Source organism: Marinobacter sp., assembly GCF_044799475.1.
Classification (GTDB): domain Bacteria; phylum Pseudomonadota; class Gammaproteobacteria; order Pseudomonadales; family Oleiphilaceae; genus Marinobacter.
Window position 1 is genome coordinate 2,897,612 of sequence record NZ_CP085217.1, and the last position, 24,088, is coordinate 2,921,699.

At 55.1% G+C, this 24,088-nt stretch carries 20 protein-coding genes; 6 read left to right on the forward strand and 14 right to left on the reverse strand.

Features of this window, described 5'->3' with window-relative positions; all coding sequences use genetic code 11:
• Window positions 1-38 precede the first annotated feature (38 nt).
• The 4 genes from LG327_RS13395 (at window position 39) to LG327_RS13410 (ending at window position 6,488) form a co-directional block, all read left to right on the forward strand.
• A complete protein-coding gene (locus tag LG327_RS13395; RefSeq protein ID WP_404362555.1) occupies window positions 39-3,215 on the forward strand; it encodes a type I restriction endonuclease subunit R in 3,177 nt (1,058 codons plus the stop codon).
• Window positions 3,216-3,230: 15 nt separating this feature from the next.
• Complete coding sequence (locus LG327_RS13400) at window positions 3,231-3,917, forward strand: helix-turn-helix domain-containing protein (protein ID WP_404362556.1); 687 nt, start codon at window positions 3,231-3,233, stop codon at window positions 3,915-3,917.
• 99 nt (window positions 3,918-4,016) lie between these two features.
• Window positions 4,017-5,099, forward strand: coding sequence for an IS630 family transposase (locus LG327_RS13405; RefSeq protein WP_404362558.1), 1,083 nt, complete (start codon window positions 4,017-4,019; stop codon window positions 5,097-5,099).
• Between the two features lie 1,080 nt (window positions 5,100-6,179).
• Complete coding sequence (locus LG327_RS13410) at window positions 6,180-6,488, forward strand: DUF1524 domain-containing protein (protein ID WP_404369421.1); 309 nt, start codon at window positions 6,180-6,182, stop codon at window positions 6,486-6,488.
• Window positions 6,489-6,525: 37 nt separating this feature from the next.
• On the opposite strand, the gene LG327_RS13415 is transcribed toward LG327_RS13410, so the two are convergent.
• The 7 genes from LG327_RS13415 to LG327_RS13445 all read right to left on the reverse strand — a co-directional run bounded on the left by LG327_RS13415 (window position 6,526) and on the right by LG327_RS13445 (window position 11,133).
• Window positions 6,526-7,293, reverse strand: a complete 768-nt coding sequence (locus LG327_RS13415; protein ID WP_404362560.1) for a DUF1828 domain-containing protein — start codon at window positions 7,291-7,293, stop codon at window positions 6,526-6,528.
• Between the two features lie 10 nt (window positions 7,294-7,303).
• The gene (locus LG327_RS13420; RefSeq protein WP_404362562.1) at window positions 7,304-7,798 is read right to left on the reverse strand and encodes a hypothetical protein; all 495 of its coding nucleotides are present in this window, start codon (window positions 7,796-7,798) and stop codon (window positions 7,304-7,306) included.
• 77 nt (window positions 7,799-7,875) lie between these two features.
• Entirely contained in the window at window positions 7,876-8,232 is a 357-nt protein-coding gene (locus tag LG327_RS13425; protein ID WP_404362563.1) for a hypothetical protein, read from the reverse strand.
• A 109-nt stretch (window positions 8,233-8,341) separates the two neighbouring features.
• Window positions 8,342-8,815 (reverse strand): hypothetical protein, encoded by a 474-nt coding sequence (locus LG327_RS13430; RefSeq protein WP_404362565.1) that lies wholly within the window; start codon window positions 8,813-8,815, stop codon window positions 8,342-8,344.
• A gap of 101 nt (window positions 8,816-8,916) precedes the next feature.
• Window positions 8,917-9,576, reverse strand: coding sequence for a hypothetical protein (locus LG327_RS13435; protein ID WP_404362566.1), 660 nt, complete (start codon window positions 9,574-9,576; stop codon window positions 8,917-8,919).
• Between the two features lie 687 nt (window positions 9,577-10,263).
• Window positions 10,264-10,479 (reverse strand): hypothetical protein, encoded by a 216-nt coding sequence (locus tag LG327_RS13440; protein ID WP_404362568.1) that lies wholly within the window; start codon window positions 10,477-10,479, stop codon window positions 10,264-10,266.
• A 303-nt stretch (window positions 10,480-10,782) separates the two neighbouring features.
• A complete protein-coding gene (locus LG327_RS13445; protein WP_404362570.1) occupies window positions 10,783-11,133 on the reverse strand; it encodes a c-type cytochrome in 351 nt (116 codons plus the stop codon).
• 295 nt (window positions 11,134-11,428) lie between these two features.
• Here LG327_RS13445 and LG327_RS13450 point away from each other — a divergent pair, with 295 nt between their 5' ends.
• Entirely contained in the window at window positions 11,429-12,130 is a 702-nt protein-coding gene (locus LG327_RS13450; RefSeq protein ID WP_404362571.1) for a DUF6639 family protein, read from the forward strand.
• Between the two features lie 98 nt (window positions 12,131-12,228).
• On the opposite strand, the gene istB is transcribed toward LG327_RS13450, so the two are convergent.
• The 6 genes from istB to LG327_RS13480 all read right to left on the reverse strand — a co-directional run bounded on the left by istB (window position 12,229) and on the right by LG327_RS13480 (window position 21,282).
• A complete protein-coding gene (istB, locus tag LG327_RS13455) occupies window positions 12,229-12,984 on the reverse strand; it encodes an IS21-like element helper ATPase IstB (RefSeq protein ID WP_404361672.1) in 756 nt (251 codons plus the stop codon).
• Window positions 12,977-14,473, reverse strand: coding sequence for an IS21 family transposase (gene istA, locus LG327_RS13460; protein WP_404361671.1), 1,497 nt, complete (start codon window positions 14,471-14,473; stop codon window positions 12,977-12,979). Before istA ends, istB begins: the two co-directional genes overlap by 8 nt.
• 104 nt (window positions 14,474-14,577) lie before the next feature.
• A complete protein-coding gene (locus LG327_RS13465; protein ID WP_404362573.1) occupies window positions 14,578-14,904 on the reverse strand; it encodes a helix-turn-helix domain-containing protein in 327 nt (108 codons plus the stop codon).
• Window positions 14,905-15,087: 183 nt separating this feature from the next.
• A complete protein-coding gene (locus LG327_RS13470) occupies window positions 15,088-17,193 on the reverse strand; it encodes a putative bifunctional diguanylate cyclase/phosphodiesterase (protein WP_404362574.1) in 2,106 nt (701 codons plus the stop codon).
• Window positions 17,194-17,205: 12 nt separating this feature from the next.
• Window positions 17,206-19,353 carry a putative bifunctional diguanylate cyclase/phosphodiesterase gene (locus LG327_RS13475; RefSeq protein WP_404362576.1) on the reverse strand — a complete coding sequence of 716 codons (2,148 nt, stop codon included), beginning with the start codon at window positions 19,351-19,353 and terminating at the stop codon, window positions 17,206-17,208.
• Window positions 19,354-19,464: 111 nt separating this feature from the next.
• Complete coding sequence (locus LG327_RS13480) at window positions 19,465-21,282, reverse strand: SLC13 family permease (RefSeq protein WP_404362578.1); 1,818 nt, start codon at window positions 21,280-21,282, stop codon at window positions 19,465-19,467.
• A gap of 205 nt (window positions 21,283-21,487) precedes the next feature.
• Here LG327_RS13480 and ppsA point away from each other — a divergent pair, with 205 nt between their 5' ends.
• Entirely contained in the window at window positions 21,488-23,824 is a 2,337-nt protein-coding gene (gene ppsA, locus LG327_RS13485; protein ID WP_404362580.1) for a phosphoenolpyruvate synthase, read from the forward strand.
• A gap of 35 nt (window positions 23,825-23,859) precedes the next feature.
• Here the strand turns inward: ppsA and LG327_RS13490 are convergent, their stop codons facing one another.
• On the reverse strand, window positions 23,860-24,051 hold the full coding sequence (locus tag LG327_RS13490) for a hypothetical protein (RefSeq protein WP_404362581.1): 192 nt from the start codon (window positions 24,049-24,051) through the stop codon (window positions 23,860-23,862).
• Window positions 24,052-24,088 lie beyond the last annotated feature (37 nt).

The following is a 24,088-nucleotide window of genomic DNA, read 5'->3' on the forward strand; positions in this document are numbered from 1 at the left end:
GTTGGGTGTATCCCGACTGCGACATGGAGCAGTTAGTCATGGCGGACAGCCGCGAAAGAGTCTTCCAGAACGACATCATCACGGCCCTGAGTGCCCAGGGTTGGCTGGTGGGCAAGGCTTCGGAGTACGACAGGGTCAATGCCGTCTACACGGAAGACCTGGTGGGCTATTTCCAGGAAGCGTGGCCGGATCGGTGGGAGAAGCTATGCAAGAGTAACCCCCAGAACCCTGAGAAGGTGCTGACTCAGAAAACCGTCCGGGAACTGGAGAAGAAGGGCACACTCGATGTTCTGCGTCACGGCTTCAAACTGCCGGGGGTCAAGATCGATCTGTGCAGCTTTAAGCCCGATCATGGCATGAACCCCGATACCGAACGCCGGTACCAGGCCAATCGGCTGCGTGTGGTAGAGGAGGTGTCCTATTCACCCCATGCCAGGGAAGGGGAGTACAACCCCCGGCTGGATCTGGTTCTGTTTGTGAACGGGATTCCCACGGCCACACTGGAACTGAAAAGTGAGTTCAAGCAGACGGTCGACCATGCCAAGCGCCAGTACAAGAAAGACCGCCCGGTCAAAGATCCACTGACGCGCAAACCCGAACCGCTGCTGACGTTCAAGCGTGGGGCTCTGGTTCACTTTGCGGTGAGCCAGGATGAGGTGGCCATGACCACCAAGCTCAACGGCAAGGACACCTTCTTCCTGCCATTCAACAAGGGTACCGCCGACGGGGGTGCAGGGAACCCCAGAGCCGAGGATGAAAACAGCTACGCGGTGGCCTATCTGTGGGAACAACTGTTCCAGTCGGATGCCTGGCTCAGGGTGATTGGTCGTTTCCTGCATCTGGAGAGGAAAACCGAGGAGGACTTCTTCGGTAACCGGAAAACGAAGGAAACACTGGTCTTCCCCAGGTATCACCAGTGGGATGTAGTGAATCAGCTCATTCAGACCACTCGGGAAGAGGGCGCTGGCAAACGCTACCTGATCCAGCACAGCGCGGGTTCCGGCAAGTCCAACTCCATTGCATGGACCGCCCATCAGCTGGCTCAGTTGTACGATGAGGAGGGCCAGAAGCTGTTCAGCTCAATCATCGTGGTCACTGATCGTACGGTGCTGGATAGTCAGCTCCAGGACACCATCTACCAGTTTGAGCACGCACAGGGCGTGGTAAGGCCGATTTCCCGGGATCTGGGCAATCAGAGCAAATCCGAACAGCTGGCTGAGGCCCTGGCTGAACAGACCCGAATCATCATCGTCACGATCCAGACATTCCCGGCGCTGTTCGATGCCCTGGATAAACACCCCAGGCTGGCCGCCGGAAGGTATGCCGTCATAGCGGATGAGGCTCACTCTTCCCAGACCGGGTCCTCAGCGACCAAGCTCAAGGCCATCCTCGGTGGTGAGATGCCAGAAGGCGAGGAGATCAGTGCCGAGGAGATGCTGGATGCAGCGGTAGCAGCCCGTAAGCCTAGTCAGCAGATCAGTTACTACGCCTTCACGGCGACACCCAAGGCCAAGACCCTGGAGCTATTTGGCCGTGAGCCGGATCCATCGCAGCCCCGGAGTGAGACCAACAAGCCCGAAGCGTTCCATGTGTACTCCATGCGCCAAGCCATCGAGGAAGGCTTTATTCTGGATGTACTGAAGCGGTACACCACCTACTCGGTGGCCTGGAAGCTGGCTCACGGGGAGGCGGAAGATGAGGAGGTAGACTCCAAAAAGGCTCGAACAACCTTGGCCCGGTGGGTACGCCTGCATCCTCACAACATCAGCCAGAAGGTTGAGATCATCGTCGAACACTTCAGGGCGAACGTGAGGCATCTGCTGGATGGTCAGGCCAAGGCTATGGTGGTGACCAGCAGCCGGCAGGAAGCGGCCCGCTACCAGCTCGCCATGCAGGCCTTTATCAAGGAACAGGGCTATCAGGACGTGCATCCGCTGGTTGCCTTCTCTGGCAGCCTGCCGCCGGATGACCAGATCCCGGAAGAAGTCACCGAAACCAGTTCTCTGCTGAACCCCGGGCTGAATGGCCGCGACCATGCCAAAGCGTTCGATACCAGTGAGTACAACGTGATGCTGGTGGCCAACAAGTTTCAGACGGGGTTTGACCAGCCTAAGCTGTGTGCCATGTATGTGGACAAAAAGCTGAAGGGCGTTGAGTGCGTCCAGACGCTATCCCGACTGAACCGCCTGTTCCCGGGCAAGGAAACCTTCATTCTGGATTTCGTCAATGATTCCGAGGAGGTCTTGGAGTCATTCCGGCCCTACTACAACAAGGCGGAACTGACCGGTGTCTCCGATGCCCGGGTGGTCTTCGACCTGCAGGAAGCCCTGGACGACGAGCAGATTTACCACTGGGATGAAGTCGTGGCCTTCGCCCGGGCCTTTTTTGATCCCAAGGCGGAGTCATCCAAACTCAGCTACTACTGTCAGCCGGCCCGGGAACGTTTCAACAAACGCTACAAGCTCCTGCGTGATGAACGGAATGAAGTGAGGGCCACCCGGAAGCAGGCGGAAGCTGAAGGCAACACGGTAGGTCTCAAGCAGGCAGATGCAACACTGAAGGAGATTGGGGAAGGGCTGGATCGCCTCGACCTGTTCAAGAAGAACCTTACGAGTTTCGTCCGTGCCTACGAGTTCCTGTCCCAGATCGTATTCTTTGAGGATCCGGAACTGGAACAGCTCTGTGTATTTGCCAAGCACCTGGTACCCCAGCTGAGACAGGAGATTCAGGATGACGAGGAGATCGACATATCCGAACTGGAGCTGACCCATTACCGCATTACGAAGCGCAAAGAACATGAACTCAGACTGGAAGGTGAAGACGATCCAGAAGGACTGGATCCGATCACCGGGGTTGGAACGGGTAAGCCGTATGATCCCGAGAAGAAGCGGCTGTCTGAGATCATCGAGAAGTTGAATGACATCTTTGGTGCTGAGGTCAGTGACGAGGACCAGCTTTACTTTGCGAAGGGTATTGCCGACCGTGTTCGCCGGGATGAGGCTGTCATGGCTCAGGTAGATAATCACTCAACTGAACAGGTGATGCATGGCCTGTTTCCGAAGCGCCTGACAGACTTGGTTCTGGATTCGATGAATGACAACGAAAAGCTGTCGATGGAAGTCCTTGAAAATGAGAAGAGCCAGAAAGCCTTTGCCATGTTGATACTGAGATTGTTGGCTGGGGATAAATCAGGCTCAGTGGTCAACAATCGTTAATATTGAGGTAGTTTGATGGCAGACCACAGCGATTTCGCGAAGAGGCTTCAAACTGCCTGCGAGAATAATGTACATGTCCCGTCCCAAGGGAAGGGACAGCAGACATGGCTCTCAACGCGCTTGGGCATCAGTCAGGAGGCAGTGCGGCGGTGGTTTACCGGCGAGAGCAGGCCGCGGCCCCAGCTCCTTTCACAGCTGGCTGCACTGCTGGAAGTGGATGAGAGCTGGCTCGCGCTTGGCATTACGGACGCCCCCAAGTCCACCGAACAGCGTGCCTATAGCGATAAGGCCGAGGGCGTCGCCTATATCTGCTTTGGCCTGTTCAAGGCAGCCGGGTACGCCTGTGCTTTTGCTGACATTACGGAGCCCTTCGATTTTCATGCGATCAAGCATGGCCGGCATTTTTTGGTGTCCACAGCTTGTGCCAGGCCCAAATCAAAAAATGTGTACATAACTTCTGCCTCGAACCTTGCGACGGCCTTTCATCTATGTGCCGTAAGTCGGGAGTGTGGTGTTTTCGAGGTTCTTCACATCCCTTGGCCCCTGATACAACAGGCAGGGCGTTTAACATCGGTGAAGTGGGAACTTGAACTGCGACTAGAAAAAAGCGGTGGTTACACATTGAACGGGAAGGTCCTGAGTCATATCGATGGGAATGGCAACTTTCTTAATTCTGATGGTCAGGAGGAATCGACCAAATGAGAATCCTCATAGCAGGTGCGCTAGTGTTCCGTCCGGGTAATTCCTAAGCGGAAATGTGCTATAATTCAAGCTGTTATTCACGAGCTTGGAGACTCAATTTTGGCCCGGAAACCAGCACCCTTTGACCTTACGGTAAACGATCAACTGGAACTGGAAAGCTGGTTGCGAACAAGCACGCTGAGCCAGAATCTCGTCCAGCGAGCACGGATCGTTTTGGCTCTGAATGCCGGTGAATCTCCCAAAAACGTGGCTGAGCGACTGGAAACCACGACGGCTACTGTATTCAAGTGGCGCAATCGTTACATCGAACAAGGCCTGGCCGGTCTTCAGGACGCTCCAAGACCTGGACAACCCAGAAAGCTGGACCAGAAGAAGGTTAAAGCAATTCTCGATGACACGGTAAAAAAGCTGCCCAAGGAATCAACCCACTGGAGCGTGCGGCTAATGGCCGAATATGCCGGCGTCAGTCGCTGGCAAGTGCACCAGATATGGAAAGCCGCTGACCTGAAACCGCACCGGCTGAAAACCTTCAAAATAAGCAATGATCCGGACTTTGCTGAAAAGGTTTTCGATGTCGTTGGCCTGTACTTGAATCCGCCAGATAACGCCCTGGTACTGTCTGTTGATGAGAAAACGCAGATCCAGGCACTGGACCGAACGCAGCCTAAGCTCCAACTGAAACCGGGCCAGATCGAGCGCCGCACCCACGATTACAAGAGGCACGGTACGACCAGTTTATACGCGGCTCTGAATATCCTGAACGGCGAAGTGATTGGGCGCATCACACAACGCCACCGCGCCAAAGAGTTTCTCGACTTTCTGCGACAAATTGATCGAGAAACACCGAAAGAGCAGGATCTTCATCTGATTCTGGACAACAGCTCGACTCATAAAACACCAGAGGTGAAAGCCTGGCTGGAGAAACATCCCCGGTTCAAGCTCCACTTCACACCAACCAGCGCCTCCTGGCTGAATGCCGTGGAGGGCTGGTTTGGTCAGCTGGAACGCCGCGCTTTGTACCGTGGAATCTTTACCAGTGTGGGCGAACTCAAGACGGCGATTCGCCGTTATATAAAGACCCATAATGAGAAACTGGCCAAGCCTTTCCGGTGGCACAAAAGTGCAGAATCGATTATGACTTCAGTGGCACGAGCAAAACTGAGCATTATTGATAATAAATAAATGGATTACCCGGACGGGACACTAGCGACTCTTGGCATCATCTTGGCCGCCGATGCCGGAACAGAGAATCCGTACACACTGGTGTTCGTTGGCTTGTTCATTTTGTTGCTTTGGTCGATTTTCAAATAGTCCGCCACACAAATTCTTATTTGGCCAGCATCGACCACTAACCTCTCGACATGCTAGCCCGGATTTGTCAGGGACGGATAAAATAAAGCGGCTGAAAGTCTAATTATTTCAATTGACCCGTCACTCCCATCTTGAGTTTGATTTGATCCGACTGGATCAGGTGGCAGCAGGGAAGGGACGCAGGCTCAAGATTCAGAGTTCGAGGACAGTAATCACAAACACCACAGGACGAGCGGTATTAACCGCAAGGCAGAATCTTGGCTTTGATGATTGAGCAAGACAGGATAGATGGTCCGGAACTCTCTCCGGCAGTCACACCACTGGGCAGGTGTCGCGGTTGCCAGGCATCCCTGCCGGCGGTGAGTCCTGATCATCCTGATCAAACGACTCACCAGTATTTTCCCTTTCCCGACTAAGCCGGGTAAGCGGACATCTCTGTAAGGCGTGTAGGATTTGTCTTACACAGGCTGCAGCCGGCTGCAGGCTTTGAAATGACGCCGTGCCCTTAAACGGTTACCACTTGAAGGAGAGAATAGGCATTTGGGCTATTTCCAGCATTTACTACTGGCTCTAACGCTACTCATAGTACCGGGACTGGTTGGCGCCGACACGGTCAAGAAGACCTCCTCCGGCATCTGCCATCCCCCGGTCAGTTCCTATTATGAGCGAACCAGGAACTTCAGACCCTTTGATTCCATTGAGGCTTGCTTGGCGAGTGGCGGACGGTTGCCCGCAAGGTTGGCCGTTAAACAGGCGGCCCAGTCACCACAGGCCAGCTCTCAGTCCTACGAGCGGGCGGCATTTGGCCATGGTTGGAGTGATACCGATGGGGATTGCCAGGATAGCCGTGCAGAGGCTCTGATAGCCCTGTCTACCACACCTGTTCGGTTTGCCTCAGAGCGACGGTGCCGTGTCGTGACCGGACGTTGGATCAGCCCATTCACGGGCAACGTGATCCAGAACAGCAGCGAGATCGACATTGATCATGTGGTTCCGCTCAAGTGGGCCTGGGATCACGGAGCCGATAACTGGTCCAGGGCAAAGCGTGAGAAATTCGCGAATGACCCGGTAAATCTATGGAGTGCGGAGTTGTCGCTAAACAGGCAGAAGGGTGCTAGAGGCCCGGAGGAATGGCTTCCGCCAGCTGGCAAATGTCAGTACGTGAGCAGATTTGTCAGGATCGTGAAGGTCTACGAGCTGAAGCCCTCAGAAGGGCAGTTCAACCGATACAAACGGCAGCTGTCGAAGTATTGCGGTTAAGATGAAAAAGCCTACGTACCGGCCGTCTGGCCAGAGGTTAAGCCGCTAGGTCGATTTCCCTCAGAAGATGATCCGGTCCTGTGTATTCGATGACTCTCGCGGCGTTCTGGAGAATTACTTCTGCCTGATGGATAGATTCAATATTGGTTGCTGGCTCAATCACAACAACACGGCCCCCCGGAATTTCGTTATTCTTAAGATCCAAAAACTTGCCGGTAGCCTGGTACACACTTCTCCAATTTACGGAGCCATCAGATTTAGCAGCAATGGTCTGAATGAACTGTTGCTCAGGCCGGCCGATATCCAGTCCGAACGGGAACTGCAGCTCATGCCCACTGGCACCTGTAACGGTGGCGGCGCGTGACAGCCTAGGTCCATATTTGCTGGAGAGGATCTTAGCAATAGTTCGCTCAAACCCAGATGCTGGCTCAGGGCGTTTGCTTTGAAGGACTTCACCGAACATAAAGGCAGCTTCCAAGAAGCGGGCAAAAGAATCTCCCAGTTGGGACTGAGAACAAACCGTATGCAGTTCGCCATTGTCGCCAAGCTCTAGCCCCCGGCTGACGGCGATAGACCGCAGCATTTTCAACGTGCTTTTGCGGAGTTGGACTTCGTAAGTCAGGGCGTTGAACAAAATGTCTGCGTTGTCTGACAGACGCACCTTGTTGGAGCCGATATCCTGAATGTACGCGCCCAGATGAGAACCGTCACCCACAAGAACAAAGGGAGACTCAGCATACAGAACACCATCGGCTACAGGCTGGCACGTGTATCCCCACTGTCGTTGTAATAGATCGCAGTCCATGAATTTTGCCTCAGAACGAAAGTTCCAGCTGTTCAGATGTCGGTAATTGTAGAGCAGGAGCCCCAATAATTCCCGATCTGGTTAAAAAAATCTGCCACATTTCTTGGACATTCCGGGTATCAATCGGTTCAGCATAACCGTCCATGCTATCCGGAACTGGAACGTGAAGATGGGGATGGGTGAGCGTATGGCCAAAGTAGGGCATTCCAACACCGACCCGGTTGGTATGTTTTCTCGACCCATTTTCGTCAAGGCTTACCAAACGTTGCTTATTCAACAATAAGACAGCATTGAAGGAATTTGGGATGCCTGGTATCGAACTGGATTTATGCCTTAAAATAACAAGCACATCCTCCATAACGCCGTGGTTGTCCTTGAGTGTAAAAATACTCTCCAGTGTGGGTGCCATTCCCTCCCGATTCTTTGACTTCCAGGGGAATGAATTTGAGTTCCAGGTTTTCTTCAACCCTAGAAATTCAACCGCTTCAGTGTATGTGATGCTCATAAACGTCCCTGTCCAGCGATGTCAGGTAAGTGCAATCTCAACCACCGGAACAAGCGACAATGATCCTATTGGCGCTGCTAATAACACCCATATTGATTACAGGTGCTGTTAAAGCTATTGCCGTTGCTATCGGTCCCGCTGCGAAATTGGGTATCCCCAATGTTCTGGATCGTCTGGTTCCAGGTGTTTCCGTCGGCTGACTGGCCATTCTGGAAGGTGGTGGTACCAATAGTTGTAGAATTCGAGGACCAGTTTGATCCAGTGCGGCCATTGTGCCCAGTTGTATAGGTTTGGTTGCCGAACTTCTGGACCGTGTAGTTATTGCCCTGGTTGTCCGTGCAGGTTTTAAACGAGCCGGAGCCAGTACATACAGCGGCGGCTGTCGTACTCAGAAGTAGCAGCGAGGTCCCGATGACGGTGATAAATGCTTTCATGACTGATCCTCTTCTTGTTCTGGTTAGTTAGATCGAGTCTCACTCTACGCCGGCATTGGCAAATGGAGCAAGCTGGTATCGTAGGCCCAGACAGAGCTGGCAGTGGATTTCAAGGCTTTGGCGGATGGTTTCTGAATGGCAACGCTGCCCAGCGCATACGCACCCAAGCATAGGAGGATGACACGGTCTGTACGATAAACCAGAGCATGAAAGGCAGCAGGATCAGGGAGAGCGTCTGCATGTCCATCACCCTCAAGGGGTTGCCCTCAATCCAGCCGAAGGGCTGCATATCCGCATGGATCAGGCCATCCAGTAGCAGGTGAGACAGTGCCGCAAGATAGGCACCGATCACCCATTTGGCATACCTCACCCCTGGCATGGCCACCAGTGTCCCCACGATCAACACCCCAGCAAGGCTGTGGATGTCTCCATGGGCTGGCAGTGGCTGGCCTGTGAGAGCCGCCTCAATGAACTTCATGTCGATCCAGGCATTGACCAGAGTGAATGAGACCAGACTGACCTTGCCCGGGAATAGGTAGTTCACCGGTGCCAGTACGCCAAAGTGCAGGGGTGTGAGTGGCATCAGTCTCTCCTTGCCAGAACTGCCCGACTATCACATCTTCTCAGTGATAGCCGGCTCACAGTCGTTGGCAATAGTTGGCTTGCCAAGTGCTGCATGGGGGTTCAGATTGCCGGGGAGCTTATGCTGATCGCTTTCGTATTGCTGCTAAAATAATTCAGCTCGACAACATAATTGCCAGCATTTATCCCGTAAGGAGATGCCTTTTGGTTGAGCAGCGGTTCTATCAGCGTCATGTTGCTATCGTAGATGGCGATATTAACGCCGCTACCACTATGGTTGAGTGTTGTGTCTGTCGTTGGTGTAAAACGGTAGTATTCTGCTTTATTCACATCAGATGAGTAGACTTTATTCTCCAACGGCAGCAACTCGTTGAAGGGCATAAGTTGCGGTGAGTACGCGGTCACGTGGCGGGCGTTACTACTCCAGAAACTGAATTCTATTAAATACTCACCTGCGGTCAGGTCAGCTTGAAAGCGCGAAAAGGGTGTGGAATTTCGCTCAACAAAATTGAGTCCGGAATCGTAGATGTATACGTCAACTCCTGCACCGATAAATGTGATGTTTCCATCCATGGGCATGGTCATCGATACACTCCCGAATGTGTCTTGGGGTGCAGAATAGGTTCGTAACGGAACTAACTCGGACGTGGAATCCGAAAGATTAACTTCCTCTGATGCGGGCTTCTCGCTTGAGGAGTCGCTGCCGCCTCCACAGGCAGCTAGAAACACTGAAACCGCCAACATGAATCCTACTGCTTTCATAAACTACTACCTTTTATGGTTTACAAAGTGCGTGTCTTATTGTCCAACATCGAGTTATCTTAAATCTGGTGTCAAAGCCAGGGACGCCCTGAGCAGCGGATTCTTCCACCTGCGTCTGCGTTATACCCTGTTGAAGGCCATTAGGATAGCTTACGAACCATCGGATCATGGCTCGATTTCGGGTAGGCACTTAGTCTTGTTGTAGACAGCAGATGTCCTGCATAGGGTTCTGAAGATGCCTCGGAAGGGCTCTGGGACGCTTAGGAGGCCGGGCTGTTCTGGTTCATCAGGGATGTGGTGGCCGCCTGTCTAAGGCGCCTTGCCAGCCACCTCACGCAGTCCGAGGCTGGACTGCGTTAAATGACCCAATATCCCCGGATTTTATTCAGCCCTGTTTTGCCCAAGTGGATCACACAGGAAAAGTCCAAACTTGGTTGACAGCGAGGGCCAACCCTAGATAAAAGAAACACCTGCATGTTACGGCCTGCGTGTCTGGTCATTCTTTAAGCATTCGCCAGCATGTACACCAACCTGTACACCAAATTGGACAAAGTCTCGTAACTAGCTGTTTATAAAGGAGGCTTTAAGTCCGGCTCCGGGCACCATTTAAAACAGCGACTTAAGGGAATGTAACCTTCATCCGTTTTTAGTACCGCTCATTGTCAAAAAATCCGGCTCATATTCAGGTCATTTGTCCTGGCATTCCGCCACAACGGAGAGGCCGGATACGGACGGCACTGCGTTACTTTCAAGGGATGGATAATCCAGATAATAGAAGGAAGAAATATTTCTGACGACCGTGCTTTTATCGACCGAGTCACGCTTTTCCCTGGATGCATCGATACGCGCCATCAGATCTTCAACTTCCTGTTTAAAATGCTCTTCCGTGATTTTAGTGCTCATGACAGGCCTCTCATTTTCTTGAATTCCGAGATTCTCGGGTATGCGACGGCAGGCTGCCAAATAGCTTGAGCGGCCTGTCGTTGTAATTCTGGCTTTCCCGCGAAACGGGGACATTGCGGAGCGCGACATAGCCGAGTCCAGGGGCGACGCCTGGGAAGTGGCATGATTGACCTGCCCCCAATCACTCACCCAGGATCATGGGTTTGAGTATTTTTTATCCTTGGTCGAATGTGCTGAGAGCAAGTGCCGGCCGGGGCAGTTCAATTGCCACCGGCCTGATTCAGTTGTTAATTTCCGGTTTATTTACATTGTTCCTGAACGCATGTCCAGGATCCAGTTCACCAGCTTTCTTGCCTCTTTCTCACTGACTTCAGCTCGTTCACCCATTTCGGGCATCTTTGCTGAACCCCAGTGCTCTTCGCCGCCTGACAGAACGACCTGAACCAGTCTGTCTGCATCATCCTTCGTATATTTCTGCGCGATGCTCTTAAAAGATGGCGACCGAGGTACATCGTCACTCCTTGTGTGGCAAACGGTGCACTGTTTTTCTTCAGCCAGCTTCATCGTGTCTTTACCGTGGGAGTCTGCCAATGCCGTTACAGAGCCAAGGCAGAGGCAGCTTGCGAGCGCGGTCGGTACGATTATCCTTCTCATGGCAGCATCCTTTCATTGGATTATCGATTTATCGTTCGAGATTACTGCCAATGGTCTTAACCAATACTGCCATCCCTTCAATAAATATAGACCAGGAAGCATGGTGATTGTAGAAAACCCGAAGGTAAAAAATGCTTGCTCTGATAATTCATGCCTTAACGGTAACGTCCAGTGTTTTTCCATCTTGCAGTTGTTGGTTCAGTGAAGCAGTCTGAAAGACCTTTGCAACAGAATTGCACGAGCAATGTAATTCGCCTGAGAAATGCTGAAAGGTATAGAACCTGGAGTTTTCACAATGGATGTGGTCAAGGGATGCGGGGTAATAAACATGCGGTTGCTGTTATTTATCCTATCGTTGCTGGTAAGTGCTCCGGGCTACTCCGCTACCAGAGTTGCGTGCCCTGTTCCAGGCGTCACCTTGTTCAGCGACCGGGCAGACGATGGTGAGCTGGCGTGCCAGGCGGTTGGTAAAACACTGGAATTCATGGGAAGCCAGGGTTTTCTTGTCGATACTGAGTTTACCATCGATCTGGTGGATCGCCCCCTGAGCCTGCATGGCACGGAAGTGAAGGGCACCTACGATTCCAGGAGTTTTCATATCAAGGTTCCCAGCTTCCCCCAGGCGCAATTGATGGCGCAACGCTATCCGCCCTTTCGGATGAGCATGTGCCATAGGATGTGGCAAAGCTTCGTGGCACATGAGGTAGCTCACGCGGTGGCACAAGCCAACTTCCGGGTGTCGAAGCCGTCACTTGAGGCACATGAATACATCGCCTATGTAGTGCAACTCGCGACCCTCCCGGAGGCACTTCGGCAGCAGTTGCTTGCAGCATTTGATAATCCGGCGTTCCAGCATGAGAGGCAGATCAGCCGGGTTTTTCTTCAACTGGCCCCGGAAGTCTTCGCGGTGAAGGCCTACCGGCACTATGTTGCACAGTCCGATCCACAGGCATTTTTTAAGCGCCTGCTGAACAGAAGGCTCAGTCCACTCCATTAGCGAGAAATTGCAGATCCGCTCGTTCAGTGCCTGAACTATGCAGCGTCAACTATCTTGGCCGGTCCAGCGTCAATTAAGTTGGCCGGTTGACGGTGAACCTATGTTGTCTGCTTCTTAAGTGAGGCTTTCCTCCGGTAGCTTTCCCCCACGCATTGAAGGATGGTGGCGTGATGAACCAGCCGGTCGATGGCTGCGACGGTCATGATGGTGTCTTCGAACAGCTTGTCCCAGTGCTCGAAGTCCTGATTGGAAGTGATGATCAGGCTGTGGCGCTCGTAACGATGAGCGATCAGCTCGAACAACACGCTGCTTTCCTGCTCGGTTTTTCGAACATAGCCCAGGTCGTCGATGATGAGCACAGCGTACTTGTCGAGACGGGCCAGAGCATCGCTAAGACGCAGGGCTTCCTTGGCGCGTTGCAGGCTTTGTACGAGCGCCGTGGCGGCCATGAACTTGACCCGGATGCCAGCGTCGATCAGGCCGTAACCGATGCTGGTGGCCAGGTGGGTTTTGCCGATCCCGCTGGCACCGAACAGCAACAGGTTGTCGCCGCGCTTCACCCAGTCAGGCTGGTTAATCAGCTGGCTGATGTGAGGCCTGGTCACCCCGGTCACCGCGTCGAAGTTAAAGCTGCCCAACTGCTTGCCCGGTGGTAATGCGGCGTCTTTCAGATAGCGCTGTAAGCGCTTGTCTTCCCGTGAGGCAAGCTCCAGAGCACACAGCTCGCTCAGGTACTGTTCCGGACGCCAGTGTTCCGTCACGGCCTTATCCGCCAGGGGTTGCCAGTGATCCTTGATGCTGCCCAGGCGCAGGTGTTTCAGCATCAAGGGTAGTGAGGCCGTCACGTCACTCATGGCAGCCTCCCATGTGCAGCAGCGCCTGGTAGTCACCCAGTGCATGCTGATGAACCACCATCGCCGGCAGAGCCGGTTTGAGGCTCAGGAAGCGGTCTTCGCATTCCAGCAGGCTGGGGAGTTTGCCGCGCTCAATGCCGGCCAGCACGTAACGACCCAGGGCGCTTTCGCGGTCGCTCTTCTTGGCCAGGTGCAACAGTCTCACGATGTAGTGACAGGCCTTGTCGGCACTCAAGGCCTCATCGACGTGCTGCCAGATACGCCGGTAATCGTCGCCGGGTAGCAGGTCATCCCGCCACTGAGCGTGGCGGAAGGCGCGGGGCTTTTTAACCAGGGATTCGATCACATGGTGGTAATTGACGCTGCGCCGCCGTTGCTGTCCCCGGGCGTGGATGCGGGGCAGTGTCAGTGTTTGCACCCCAGCGCACCACAGTTCCAGGCGGGCATCGAACAGGCGTACCGTCAGCCGGCTGCCGATCAGTCGTGATGGCACCGTGTAGGTCACCCGCTTGAGCACGATGGTGCTGGTGCGACTGACCCGCAAGGTGTGCTCAGTGTAGGTGCTGCTGTCATGAACAGGCAGTGGTTGGAGACGTTGCTGCTCTGCCTTGAACGCAGTGCTGACCCGGCGGTTGCGCCGTGCCACCACCGTCTCCACGAAGTTTTCGTAGGCATCACGGGTGGTAAAGTCATGGCTTCCGCGCAGCAGCAGGGCCTGTTTGAGTTGCTGCTTGATATGGTTGTTGGGCGATTCGATGGCACCGTTCTCATGAGCCACGCCCCGGTTGTTGCGGGTAGCCTGAACGTTGTAGTGGTGACAGAACCCGGCAAATCGCTCGGTAAAGTCTTCCTGCTCCTGGCGGTTCTTATAGGCGGCGCTCAGACTGTCCGTGCGTAATTGTCGCGGCACTCCGCCACTGTTCCGGAAGGCTTTTTGCAAGCCATCTGACAGTGCACTGAAGCTCTCCCCACCGTAGATGACCTGGGCGTAGGCCCAGCCGCTGGCAACCAGACGGTAATGGAACAGCTTGTGCGGCAAGGCCTCACCCGCAATGGTCACCGGCTCTTTAACCCAGGTGAAGTCAGCAATGCCCAGTTCTCCAGGCTCGTGGGTCTGAACGAACATGACCGGCTGGGCTGGCCCGTGTAATTGTCGCCAGCGGCCAATACGCCGTTCCAATGTGCGCCGCGCACGGGGATCGAACTGATCTGTATGGTACTCACAGAGGTGGTCAAAAATACCCACTGGCGTGAGGTCGGACGATGACTCCAGCAGCGGCAACACGATGCTGTCCCAGACCTCTGCCAACGGGTCTTTACGGGTACGCCAATTGCGCTCTCGCTTCTGGGGCTGGTGCAATTGCTGATCTATGCGCCGGGCGGAGCGCTCCGAGATGCCCGCCCTGGCCGCAGCGACGGTCTGTGTCTGGCTTTTGCGGTGATGCATGAATAACCTGACCTGTTGATCTGTAATGTGTTTGCCCGACACAGCGACTCCTCCGTTCTGCTGTGTCGGACCCTATCAGATCAACCGGCCAGGATAGTTGTCGCCGGACCGGCCAAGTTAATTGTCGCGCTATACTGAACGCTGAGTTACGGCTTTTTACGCGTCCCCTGCGCACTTACGAACAGGTTGGAAATTTCCACCAGCAGCTGCTGCTCGGGACGCGCCAGCCGGCTGAAATTGGCGGTCAGGAAGACCTGACTTTCGTCCATGTGCCCTTCGGCGAACTGAAAGAGGTCACCAACTGAGGTTTCCAGCGTTTCCGCCAGCCGGTACAGAAGGTCCAGGCTGGGGTTGGCGTTATTCCGTTCTATGCGGGAAAGGTTGCCTTCGTGGGACTTCACCTTCTTTGCCAGTTCAACGAGCGTGAGGCCTCTCGCTCTACGGAAGCATTTGATAGCTTCACCTAACGTCATGTAGTTAATGCCTGTGATAGAGGTGCAGACAGTGCCGGGGCGGGGCACTGATGGCGAGGGAAATGAATCTTTATGTTCGATAATGTAAGAACATGTATCCAGAATACGCCTTATAAGTATGCCTGTCGAGCATTAAATGAACAGATTTAGTGCGTAAATCTCTCAAACTTCATCAGAAAACATTCACTGACGTTGCGTGAGAAGCTTCTCGAAGTCACTCCGGGGCAGGGGTGGGGAGAACAGAAAGCCCTGGGCATAATCGCAGTCGATACGCTTGAGGAACTGCAACTGCTCATCCTTTTCAACACCTTCGGCGACCACCCGGATATTCATGGCGTGCGCCATATTCATGATGGCCGAGAGTATGGGACCGGCTTCGCGATTCTGGCCTGCGTCGCTGACGAGCGCCCTGTCTACCTTGATAATGCTCACTTTGCATTCTCTGAGGGCAACCATGGAGAACGGCTCGATACCGAACTCGTCAATCGCCAGTTTGAACTGCCAGCCTTCCTGACCAAAACTGTTGACCGGACTGAAACCGGAAGCATGGAGATTGGCCAGACACTCCGGAGCCAGTTCCATGGTGATCCGGCTCCGACCGAGGTCACTTTCGGTCAGCCGCAGCCCCCACTGGTCCACGAGGGAGGGGGTGAAAAAGGAGGCAGGTGATTCGTTGATGTTGACCGGAAAGGCTCCCTCCCGGTCATTGCCCCACTTGAGCGAACAGGCCGCTGCCTGCTCGAGCACCCAGGCGCTGATGCTTTCTGCCATGCCGCTCTGCTCGGCGATGGTGAGAAAAGCGGCCGGGGACAGCAGTCCCCTCTCTGGATGATTCCATCGGAGTAGGGCTTCCGCCCTGCAAATACGTCCGGTGTGGGTGTCCACAATGGGCTGGTAGTACATCTCCAACTGGTGCTCACGCATTGCGTCATCCAGTTCCCTGCTCAGCCGCATATGCTCTGATTCGCTCTTTTCCATCGAAGGCTGGTAGAGCTGGAGCTGGTGGCCCCCGCTTTCCTTGGCGGCATACATGGCCTGATCGGCATGATGCATCAGCTCGTCGGCATCTGTGCCGTCGTCGGGAAAGAGCGTTATACCAATGCTGCCGGAAATATTCACCCGGCGGGAATCAATTTCAAAAGGCTGTTCAAGACTGTCGAGCACCGCACCGGCCGCCTTTTGGGCGTCCTTCCCGGAAGTGTCCTTCAGGATCACAGTAAACTCATCCCCGCCAAGACGGGCTACCGTATCCATGGCCCGGACGCTGCCGCTTATCCGCTCGGCCACCTGTTTCAGCAAGCGGTCGCCAGCCTTGTGACCAAGCTGGTCATTGGCCTGTTTGAAGCGGTCCAGGTCAATGAACAGCAGGGCAAAGGAGTTGTCCTTGCGCTCGGCCTCCCGCAGGTTCTGCTCAAGCCGGTCGAGGAACAGCCGGCGGTTCGGGACGCCGGTGAGTGAGTCAAGATTGGCACTTTTCCAGATCTGGTGCTCGGCGTGTTTACGCTCGGTTATGTCCCGTGACGTCTTGACGACAGCTTCAATCTCGTGCTGCTCGTCGTAGACCGGCGCAAGCTGGGAGTCAAAATACAGATCCCGGCCCAACGGTAAGTGGCAATGAAACTCGCGGCGCTGGGCCTGGCCGGTGTTGACGGTATCGGCAATTGCATCAAGCAATCCGGTGGCAAAGCCAAGGCCCAGCTCAAGCGGAGTTTTGCCTTCGGCGTCCCCGGCTGGCGTACTGACGAGCTCCGCCATGGGACCGTTCAGATACAGCAGTCTTCCGGCAGGATCAAATATGGCAGAGGGGTCAGGCGAGACCTCCAGCATGGCTTCGAACAGGCGTGTTTCCTGCTCTTTACGGGAGGAATAGCTCGCCACAGAGTTGGTGATGAGCTGGTCTATGGCCTCGTTGAAGCGGACAAGCTCAGCAATATCCTTTGTGGCCAGACCCTGCTGCTCGTCGGTCCAGAGCCTGGTAACGCTTGCCCGCAGAGCACGCAGTTCCTGCAGGACCTGCGTCAGGGACAGCCCCAGTTCCAGGCGGCCATGGCCGTGCTTGCCGGCGGCAGAAGCGGGAGTCTCGAACTTTCCAACGGACTTGCGGATGGTTTCCTGACTGGTCTGGGGCCTTAGCACGTCCCGTGCAACAAAATCGAGCATCTCCCGGGCATGGTCCCTGAGAGCAGCAGTGTCTTCGCCCTTCAGCTCCGGGGCGATTTCGAGGGCGGCCGCCTCCCAGTCCTCCAGCAGCCGCTCCATCTCCGTCTCGATAAATTGGGCAAGGTTCATAGGGCGGCCTTTTTAGCCAAGACTGGCTGGCTTCGAAGGCACGATCGCCAGGGCGCTACGGGAACTTCCGGATTTGAGTAAATCCCCAAACGCCTCCGCCGCCAGAGGGTGCGAAAAGAAATACCCCTGGGCGAAGTCACAGCCAGCCTCTCGGAGCCAGTCTCTCTGTGCCGCTGTTTCCACCCCTTCCGCGATTACCTTGAGCCCCAGTTTATGGGCCATCACGATTATCACTTCGGCTATTTCCCGGTTGGTTGATCCGGCTTCGGTATCGCGGATGATGGTTTTATCAATTTTCAGGTAGTTGATATCGAATCGCTTCAGGTACGCAAGGGAAGAGTAGCCCGTCCCAAAATCGTCGAGGGCCAGCTCCACGCCTGCTTCCTTGAGGGCCTCGAGGCGCTGCCGGAGGCAGGTCGACTCATGCAGGAAGACATTTTCTGTGAGTTCTATGGCCAGATTAACTCCTGAATGGACCAGATTTTTCAGGAGTGAATCCCAGGACGTGGCATCCCCGTTGTGCTGAAACTGCATCGGCGAGGCATTGATGGTGAGCTGGAAGGGGCCATCCGTCATATCTGTCCAGCGCTCGGCATAAAAGAGCGCCTCGGCGAAAACCCAATGTTCGATGGAGGGCATCAGCCCGGTTTCCTCTGCCAGTGGCAGGAAAGCATCGGGCCTGAGCAGTTCCTGTCTGGGATGTTCCCAGCGCAACAGCGCTTCTGCCTTGGCGATGCGGCCGCTCGAGAGCTCTACAATTGGCTGATAATAGAGCTTGAGCTGTCCATCCCGGGGGGCGTCGCGTAGCTCCCTGATAAGTGCCTGTCGGGCGCTGTGTGCCTGCCGCATGATTTCAGTGAAAAAACACACCTGGTTGCGGCCAGATTGTTTTGCAAGATACATCGCCTGGTCGGCATTGCTCAGCATCTCCTGGGAAGAGGTGGCATCTGCCGGGAACATTGTGATGCCAATACTGCCGGATACCATCACCTGTTCCCCCTTCACGTGGAATGGGCGTTCCAGATCGGCCAGAATCTTGTTGGCGATGCCCTTCACCAGATCGAGATCGGCGGTATCCAGCAGGATGACCGTGAATTCGTCACCACCGAGGCGTGCCACAGTATCCGATTGCCGGGTACAGCCACTGATGCGGCTTGCGGCCTGTTTCAGCAGTTGGTCACCTGAGTCATGACCCAGCCTGTCGTTGATCTCCTTGAACCTGTCCAGATCAATAAAGAACAGGGCAAAGGGAGACCCCGTCCGATCGGAATGGGCCGTGTGCTGATCCAGCCGGTCCCGGAACAACCGGCGGTTGGGGATGCCTGTCAGTAAATCATAATTGGCATGGCGCCAGACCTGGCCCTCTGTTTCCTTTCGTGCTGTGACGTCATGGGCTATGCCGGAGATGGCCTCAATCCGGCCTTCTTCGCCGGTAACCGGAGCATGCACATACTCAAAGCAGTGTAAATTTCCGGAAGCCCGGATAATCTCTACCTCGCCGCGACACTGTTCCCCCTGGGAGGTGATTCGCTGTAACTGCCTGTCGTCCAGGTAATGCGCGGGAAGTGGCATGCTGGAAAGGCTCCTGCCGGACATCTCATCCGTGGACAGGTCGCAGAGCTCTGCCATGGCTCTGTTGGCATAGAGGAACTCGCCGTCAGCACTGAGGACGTAGCAGGGGTCCGGGAGGGACGAGAGCATGGTCTCGAGGAGACGGCTCTGCTTCTGTGTTTCCAGGGCGTAGCGTTCGACTGAGCGGGTGAGGGCCTTGTCAATTTCGTTGTTGAACCGGACAACTTCATCCAGGTCGGCCCGGGACGGGAGCCCGTCCATCTGCAACCATGATTGCACTACGGTCTTGCGCAGAGCGCGAAACTCTCTGGCAAGATGAACAATATTGGCGCCCAGTTCGTGCCGTGAAGCCCCGTGAATGGATGCATGAGCTTCACTGTCCGGGTGGTTGGCATTGAACAGGCCGGAACGGTCCTCGCCAGTCTCGGGCCGCTCAAGCTCCGCCGCAACACCAAGCAGTATCTGTTTTACGTGATTGCGCAACTCATCCCTGGTCAGATTCCGGCCGGAGAGAATAGACGCGGCGTCATGTTCCCAGACCCTTAAAATGTCTTCCAGGTGTGTACGGATATAATCCGCCAGTTTCATGATTGAGAGTCCCGGGTGATTGGTGTGGTTCATTAATGGAAGTGAAATGCTTCTTTTGCTTAACTGTGGGTCATTTGGCGGTGTTGTGCAAATAGTTCCGGTGTAGAGAGGCTACACACCTATCCAGTAAAGGGCAGAGCTGGTCACAATCATGAGGATGACATTTAGCGGAGCCCCCACTCGGGCAAAATCCGTGAATTTCACCGCGCCAGTGCCATAGATCATCGTATTGGTCTGGTAGCCGATGGGGGAAAGGAAGGTGGTGGATGCGGCAAACATGATCGTGAGAACCAGAGTCAGGGGTTCCAGGGGTAGCTTCTCTGACAGCGAGATGGCGATGGGAACCAGGATGACGGCTGAGGCGTTGTTGCTTACCATCTCGGTCAGTAGCGTGGTCACCACATAAAGAGCCATGAGGACGAGTACCGGGTGCCAGCCCAGTGTATAAACGGCGATCAGCGAACCTACCCATTCCGCACCGCCGGATTTGGTCATCGCAATACCCAGCGGAATCACGCCGGCAAGGAGGAAAATGACATCCCAGGCTACGTCATCGTACATGTCGCTGCTGGCCACACAGCCGGTTACAACCATGGCGATGACACCGGCAAGAGCTGTGAGCACGATGGGAAGGGGTGTTAGCGCAGCCAGCAGCACCACCAGTGCGACGATACTCCCTGCGGTTATCATCCGCCCGCGGCCGAAATAGTCCCGAAATTCATCCAGCACCACCACGTCGAAACTGCGATGCAACTGGCTCAAAGCGGTTCTGGAAATGTCCAGCAGTACAACTTCGCCAACGCGAAGCTCCTCGTCGGCGAGACGCCGGGACCGGATTCTGCGGGTATCCAGTCCGATGAGGCGCGCCTGGTATCGTTTCCAGAAGTTCACCTGGGGAGGCTTCCGGCCATCAAAAACCTGGCGGCTTCGCAACAGGACCGGCACCACATGACTCTCCGACCGGGCGTGCCTGGTGCCATCGAAATCCGAGAGTACTTCAACCTGGTCATCAGTGACCAGATCCATGATCTGGCGGACGGTGGCATGTACGATGATCACGTCGCCAGCCTTGATCTCCGTCTTTTTCGCCTTGTCTATCCAGGACCTTCCACCCCGAACCAGCTTCAGGACGCTGGCGCCAGACTTGTCCTCAAATTCAGTCTCATCAAGCTCTTTGCCGATCAGTTCGCTGTCATGAGCCACAGACAGTTCGACAACAAATTCTTCCTCCTTTTCGTTGGCGACGGGTCGGGCATCCTCTTTGGGCAGAAGAATCCGGCCAATGGTCAGAAAATACAGAAGCCCGACGGAAAGAATAATCACCCCGATATGGGTAAATTCAAACATTGAGAGGGAACGGCCGAACTCGGGGCTGTCGGCGAGAATGGAAGACGTCAGTATGTTGGTGGATGTTCCAATCACCGTCAGGGTTCCCCCCATCATTCCGAAAAAACTGAGCGGAATCAGAACCCTGGACGCCGTATAATCCCTGCGTCTGGACATATCGAGCATCAGGGGAATAGCGATTGCCACAGCTGCGGTATTGTTGATGAACCCGGAGATCAGCCCGATCAGCCCGCCGATGATGACCAGTTCCCGGATCTCGGAATCTCCAACTACTGGCATCAGCTTTTTTGCTGCCAGATGAATCATCCCGGAGCGCTGTATGCCGCCGGAGAGGATAAACATACATAGCACCGTGACCGTTGCAGGATTTGACAGCCCCGAGAGGCTTTCAGATACCGTTGGGAAGGCAGCTTTCAGGTTCACGCCCCGATCAACAAGCCACTCGGAGTGGAACACCAGTGGAACGGCCATGACGGTCACCAGAATCCCCAGAGCGGTGACATCTATCGGCAGTTTCTGGGTGGCGAACAGCGAAAGCGCGCAGGCTGTGATCAGGAAAACGAGGGCAATTTCCACGGTCATGGAGGGGCGCTTCTTATGGTCGAAAATCCTGAGGTTACCTCACCATGTTTAAACCAACAAATAAGAAGCTTCTTCAGGGTGGCCTGTGAGGTTGATTTCGAAATATGGCACTCTGTAAAAATCCCGGATCCGGGATCTACCGATCCGTGTCGCGGGAACCAGCCAGGGCACAAGCCGTCATTCTGTCAATGAAGCGGGGTTGACCATGACTCTGAAACAGGAATTTGTGACCAGCCTCCGGTCGGCCGCAGATGCGGCTGCAAATCATGTCGGCCCGGATGCCCGCTTTGTGGCGCATGCGAGGCGGCACCTGCCTGAAATACCTGTGCCCAATGGATTCATTATTACAGCTCAGGCCTTCGGCCATTTTCTGGACAGAACGGGGATCCGGAGCAGGCTGAAGACTCTGGTGAGCCAGTTGGGCAATGAGCAGGGGGATCGTGATTCAGCGGCGTCGGAGATTGACAGGCTGATTCGGGAGGCTGATTTTCCAGAGGACCTGAAAAACGCCGTTCTGGATGTCTGGGGAGAACTGGCAGAGCCGGATTGCGGCGAGGAAACGGCGTTGGCATTCAATGCTGCTCCGGCCGATGTCAGGCCCCTGGCGATTCGGGTAATTCGGAGTGGAGAAGACCTGGTGAATGCCTGCAGGGCTCTGTATGTCGAGGCCCTCACTACCGAGGTTATTGGCTCCCGGCAGAACAATGGGCCCGATTTGCTGGACCAGGGCGTGCCCATCAACGTGACGAAGCCGCGTGGACTGAAAACAGATCATGCCAGCGCCGGGGAGGTGTTTTCAGTGGACGTGGAAACCGGCTTTCCCCGCGCCGTGCTCATCACCGCCAGAAGGTCTCCAGTTTTCCCTCGAACCGCCGGAAATGGAAGTCCGGATAGCTACCGGGTATTCAAGCCGTTACTGAATAAACCACGGACTGTTCCCGTCATCGAAAAGAGATCGGGTATCCGGCAATCTGCGTCTTTTTCCGGCGGTGATTCACCCGGAATACAAGAGCATCCGGGTCTGGTGCTGAAAGACCAGGAAGCCTGCTGCCTTGCCCAGTGGGCGGTTACCATGGAGGAGCATTTCGCTCATCCGGTCACCCTGGACTGGTTTCGGGACGATGTTGCAGGCGAACTGTTCATCCTGTGGATTCGCGGCAAGGCGGGGGAACAGCAGCAGGAAGTCGGATCCCTTAAAACCTGGTCTATCCGGAACAGGGGCGAGCTTCTTCTAACGGGCCGGGGTGCCGGCAGCGGCATTGCCGCAGGAGACGCCTGCGTTCTGGAATCCATTCATCAGGCTGGCAAGTTCAGGGAAGGGGGTGTTCTGGTTACAACCATGACCGACCAGGAGTGGGTTCCCCTGATGAAAAAAGCCGTCGCCCTGATCACGGACAAAGGCGGGCACACCTCCCACGCAGCCATAGTGGGGCGGGAACTGGGTTTGCCCGTGGTTGTCGGCACAGACACAGCAACCCGGACCCTCAGCAGTGGCAGACAGGTTACCGTGTGCTGTTCAGAAGGCGCACAGGGCTTTGTGTATGAAGGGGTCGCGGATTTTGAGAGCCACAGCCATGCCCCGGAGGACATTCCCGAAACCACTACGGCGGTAATGCTCAGCCTTGCTGAGCCGGAAGCTGCCTTGAGGTGGTGGCGCCTGCCCGCTGATGGTGTTGGGCCGGCGCGGATGGAGTTCATTATCAGCGCGAGTATTGGCATTCACCCCATGGCCCTTGCCCGTCCTGACGAGGTGGAGGGCGCGGGCAGCCGGGACAGCATTGAAGAACTGACCTCGCCGTGGCAGTCCAAAGCCCAGTATTTTATCGACAATCTGGCCTGTGGCGCGGCAACCATTGCAGCCTCGCAGTATCCCAGGCCAGTCATTGTCCGGATGAGTGACCTTAAAACCAATGAATACGCCGATCTGATCGGCGGCGAGAGCTTTGAGCCGCAAGAGTCCAACCCGATGCTGGGATGGCGGGGCGCGAGCCGCTACTACAGCGAGCATTATCGCGAGGGTTTTGCTCTCGAGTGCGGGGCCATCCTCAAGGCAAGGAATGAGATGGGGCTGGATAACATCATGATTATGATTCCTTTTTGCCGGACTCCGGAGGAGGCGCAAAAGGTCATCGCTGAATTGGCGCGAAACGGTCTGAAACGCGGTGACAAAGGACTTGAAATTCACATGATGGCAGAGCTTCCTTCCGCGATCATTCTGGCGGAGGAGTTCTGTGAGTATTTCGATGGGTTTTCCATCGGCAGTAATGACCTCACCCAGCTGATCCTTGGTGTGGACCGGGACGCCGAACACCTGAGCGGGCTCTTCGATGAGCGGCACCGCGCCGTGCGCCGGGCGATAGAAGATCTGATTACCACTGCTCATCGCCACGGACGGACGGTAGGATGTTGTGGCCAGGCGCCGGGCGACTATCCGGAATTCGCGCGCTTTCTGGTTGAGGCCGGGGTCGACTCGATTGCCGTGACCCCGGACCGCTTTCTCAGCATCAAACAGACACTGGCAGAAGCGGAAAGCCTGCACTGAAAAGCAGCATCGGGACCCTTCTCAGTTCAGCCAGTTCAGTCGTCTGCTTCCCTACGTTCTTCCGGCGTGGGCTCAACAACGGTTGTCCCGCCGCTTGGGGTCGCTGGATCATTTTGCATGAGGGCGAATGTGGCGCCCAGCGCTATGATCATTGCCAGAATGATCAATGCTATGGTGCGGCTCTGGCCGGCCTGCTGTGTGATCCCTCTCATTTTCACCGTTGCCATTTTCACTCCTTTCATTTGCGTGCTCCACCTCGCATTT

Bases quoted from the DNA above. Each gene is read 5' to 3' on its own strand.
- LG327_RS13395 (WP_404362555.1), top strand. From the start codon at position 39: ATGGCGGACAGCCGCGAAAGAGTCTTCCAGAACGACATCATCACGGCC.
- LG327_RS13400 (WP_404362556.1), top strand. From the start codon at position 3,231: ATGGCAGACCACAGCGATTTCGCGAAGAGGCTTCAAACTGCCTGCGAG.
- LG327_RS13415 (WP_404362560.1), bottom strand. From the start codon at position 7,293: ATGGACTGCGATCTATTACAACGACAGTGGGGATACACGTGCCAGCCT.
- LG327_RS13420 (WP_404362562.1), bottom strand. From the start codon at position 7,798: ATGAGCATCACATACACTGAAGCGGTTGAATTTCTAGGGTTGAAGAAA.
- LG327_RS13425 (WP_404362563.1), bottom strand. From the start codon at position 8,232: ATGAAAGCATTTATCACCGTCATCGGGACCTCGCTGCTACTTCTGAGT.
- LG327_RS13430 (WP_404362565.1), bottom strand. From the start codon at position 8,815: ATGCCACTCACACCCCTGCACTTTGGCGTACTGGCACCGGTGAACTAC.
- LG327_RS13435 (WP_404362566.1), bottom strand. From the start codon at position 9,576: ATGAAAGCAGTAGGATTCATGTTGGCGGTTTCAGTGTTTCTAGCTGCC.
- LG327_RS13440 (WP_404362568.1), bottom strand. From the start codon at position 10,479: ATGAGCACTAAAATCACGGAAGAGCATTTTAAACAGGAAGTTGAAGAT.
- LG327_RS13445 (WP_404362570.1), bottom strand. From the start codon at position 11,133: ATGAGAAGGATAATCGTACCGACCGCGCTCGCAAGCTGCCTCTGCCTT.
- LG327_RS13450 (WP_404362571.1), top strand. From the start codon at position 11,429: ATGGATGTGGTCAAGGGATGCGGGGTAATAAACATGCGGTTGCTGTTA.
- istB (WP_404361672.1), bottom strand. From the start codon at position 12,984: ATGAGTGACGTGACGGCCTCACTACCCTTGATGCTGAAACACCTGCGC.
- LG327_RS13465 (WP_404362573.1), bottom strand. From the start codon at position 14,904: ATGACGTTAGGTGAAGCTATCAAATGCTTCCGTAGAGCGAGAGGCCTC.
- LG327_RS13470 (WP_404362574.1), bottom strand. From the start codon at position 17,193: ATGAACCTTGCCCAATTTATCGAGACGGAGATGGAGCGGCTGCTGGAG.
- LG327_RS13475 (WP_404362576.1), bottom strand. From the start codon at position 19,353: ATGAAACTGGCGGATTATATCCGTACACACCTGGAAGACATTTTAAGG.
- LG327_RS13480 (WP_404362578.1), bottom strand. From the start codon at position 21,282: ATGACCGTGGAAATTGCCCTCGTTTTCCTGATCACAGCCTGCGCGCTT.
- ppsA (WP_404362580.1), top strand. From the start codon at position 21,488: ATGACTCTGAAACAGGAATTTGTGACCAGCCTCCGGTCGGCCGCAGAT.
- LG327_RS13490 (WP_404362581.1), bottom strand. From the start codon at position 24,051: ATGGCAACGGTGAAAATGAGAGGGATCACACAGCAGGCCGGCCAGAGC.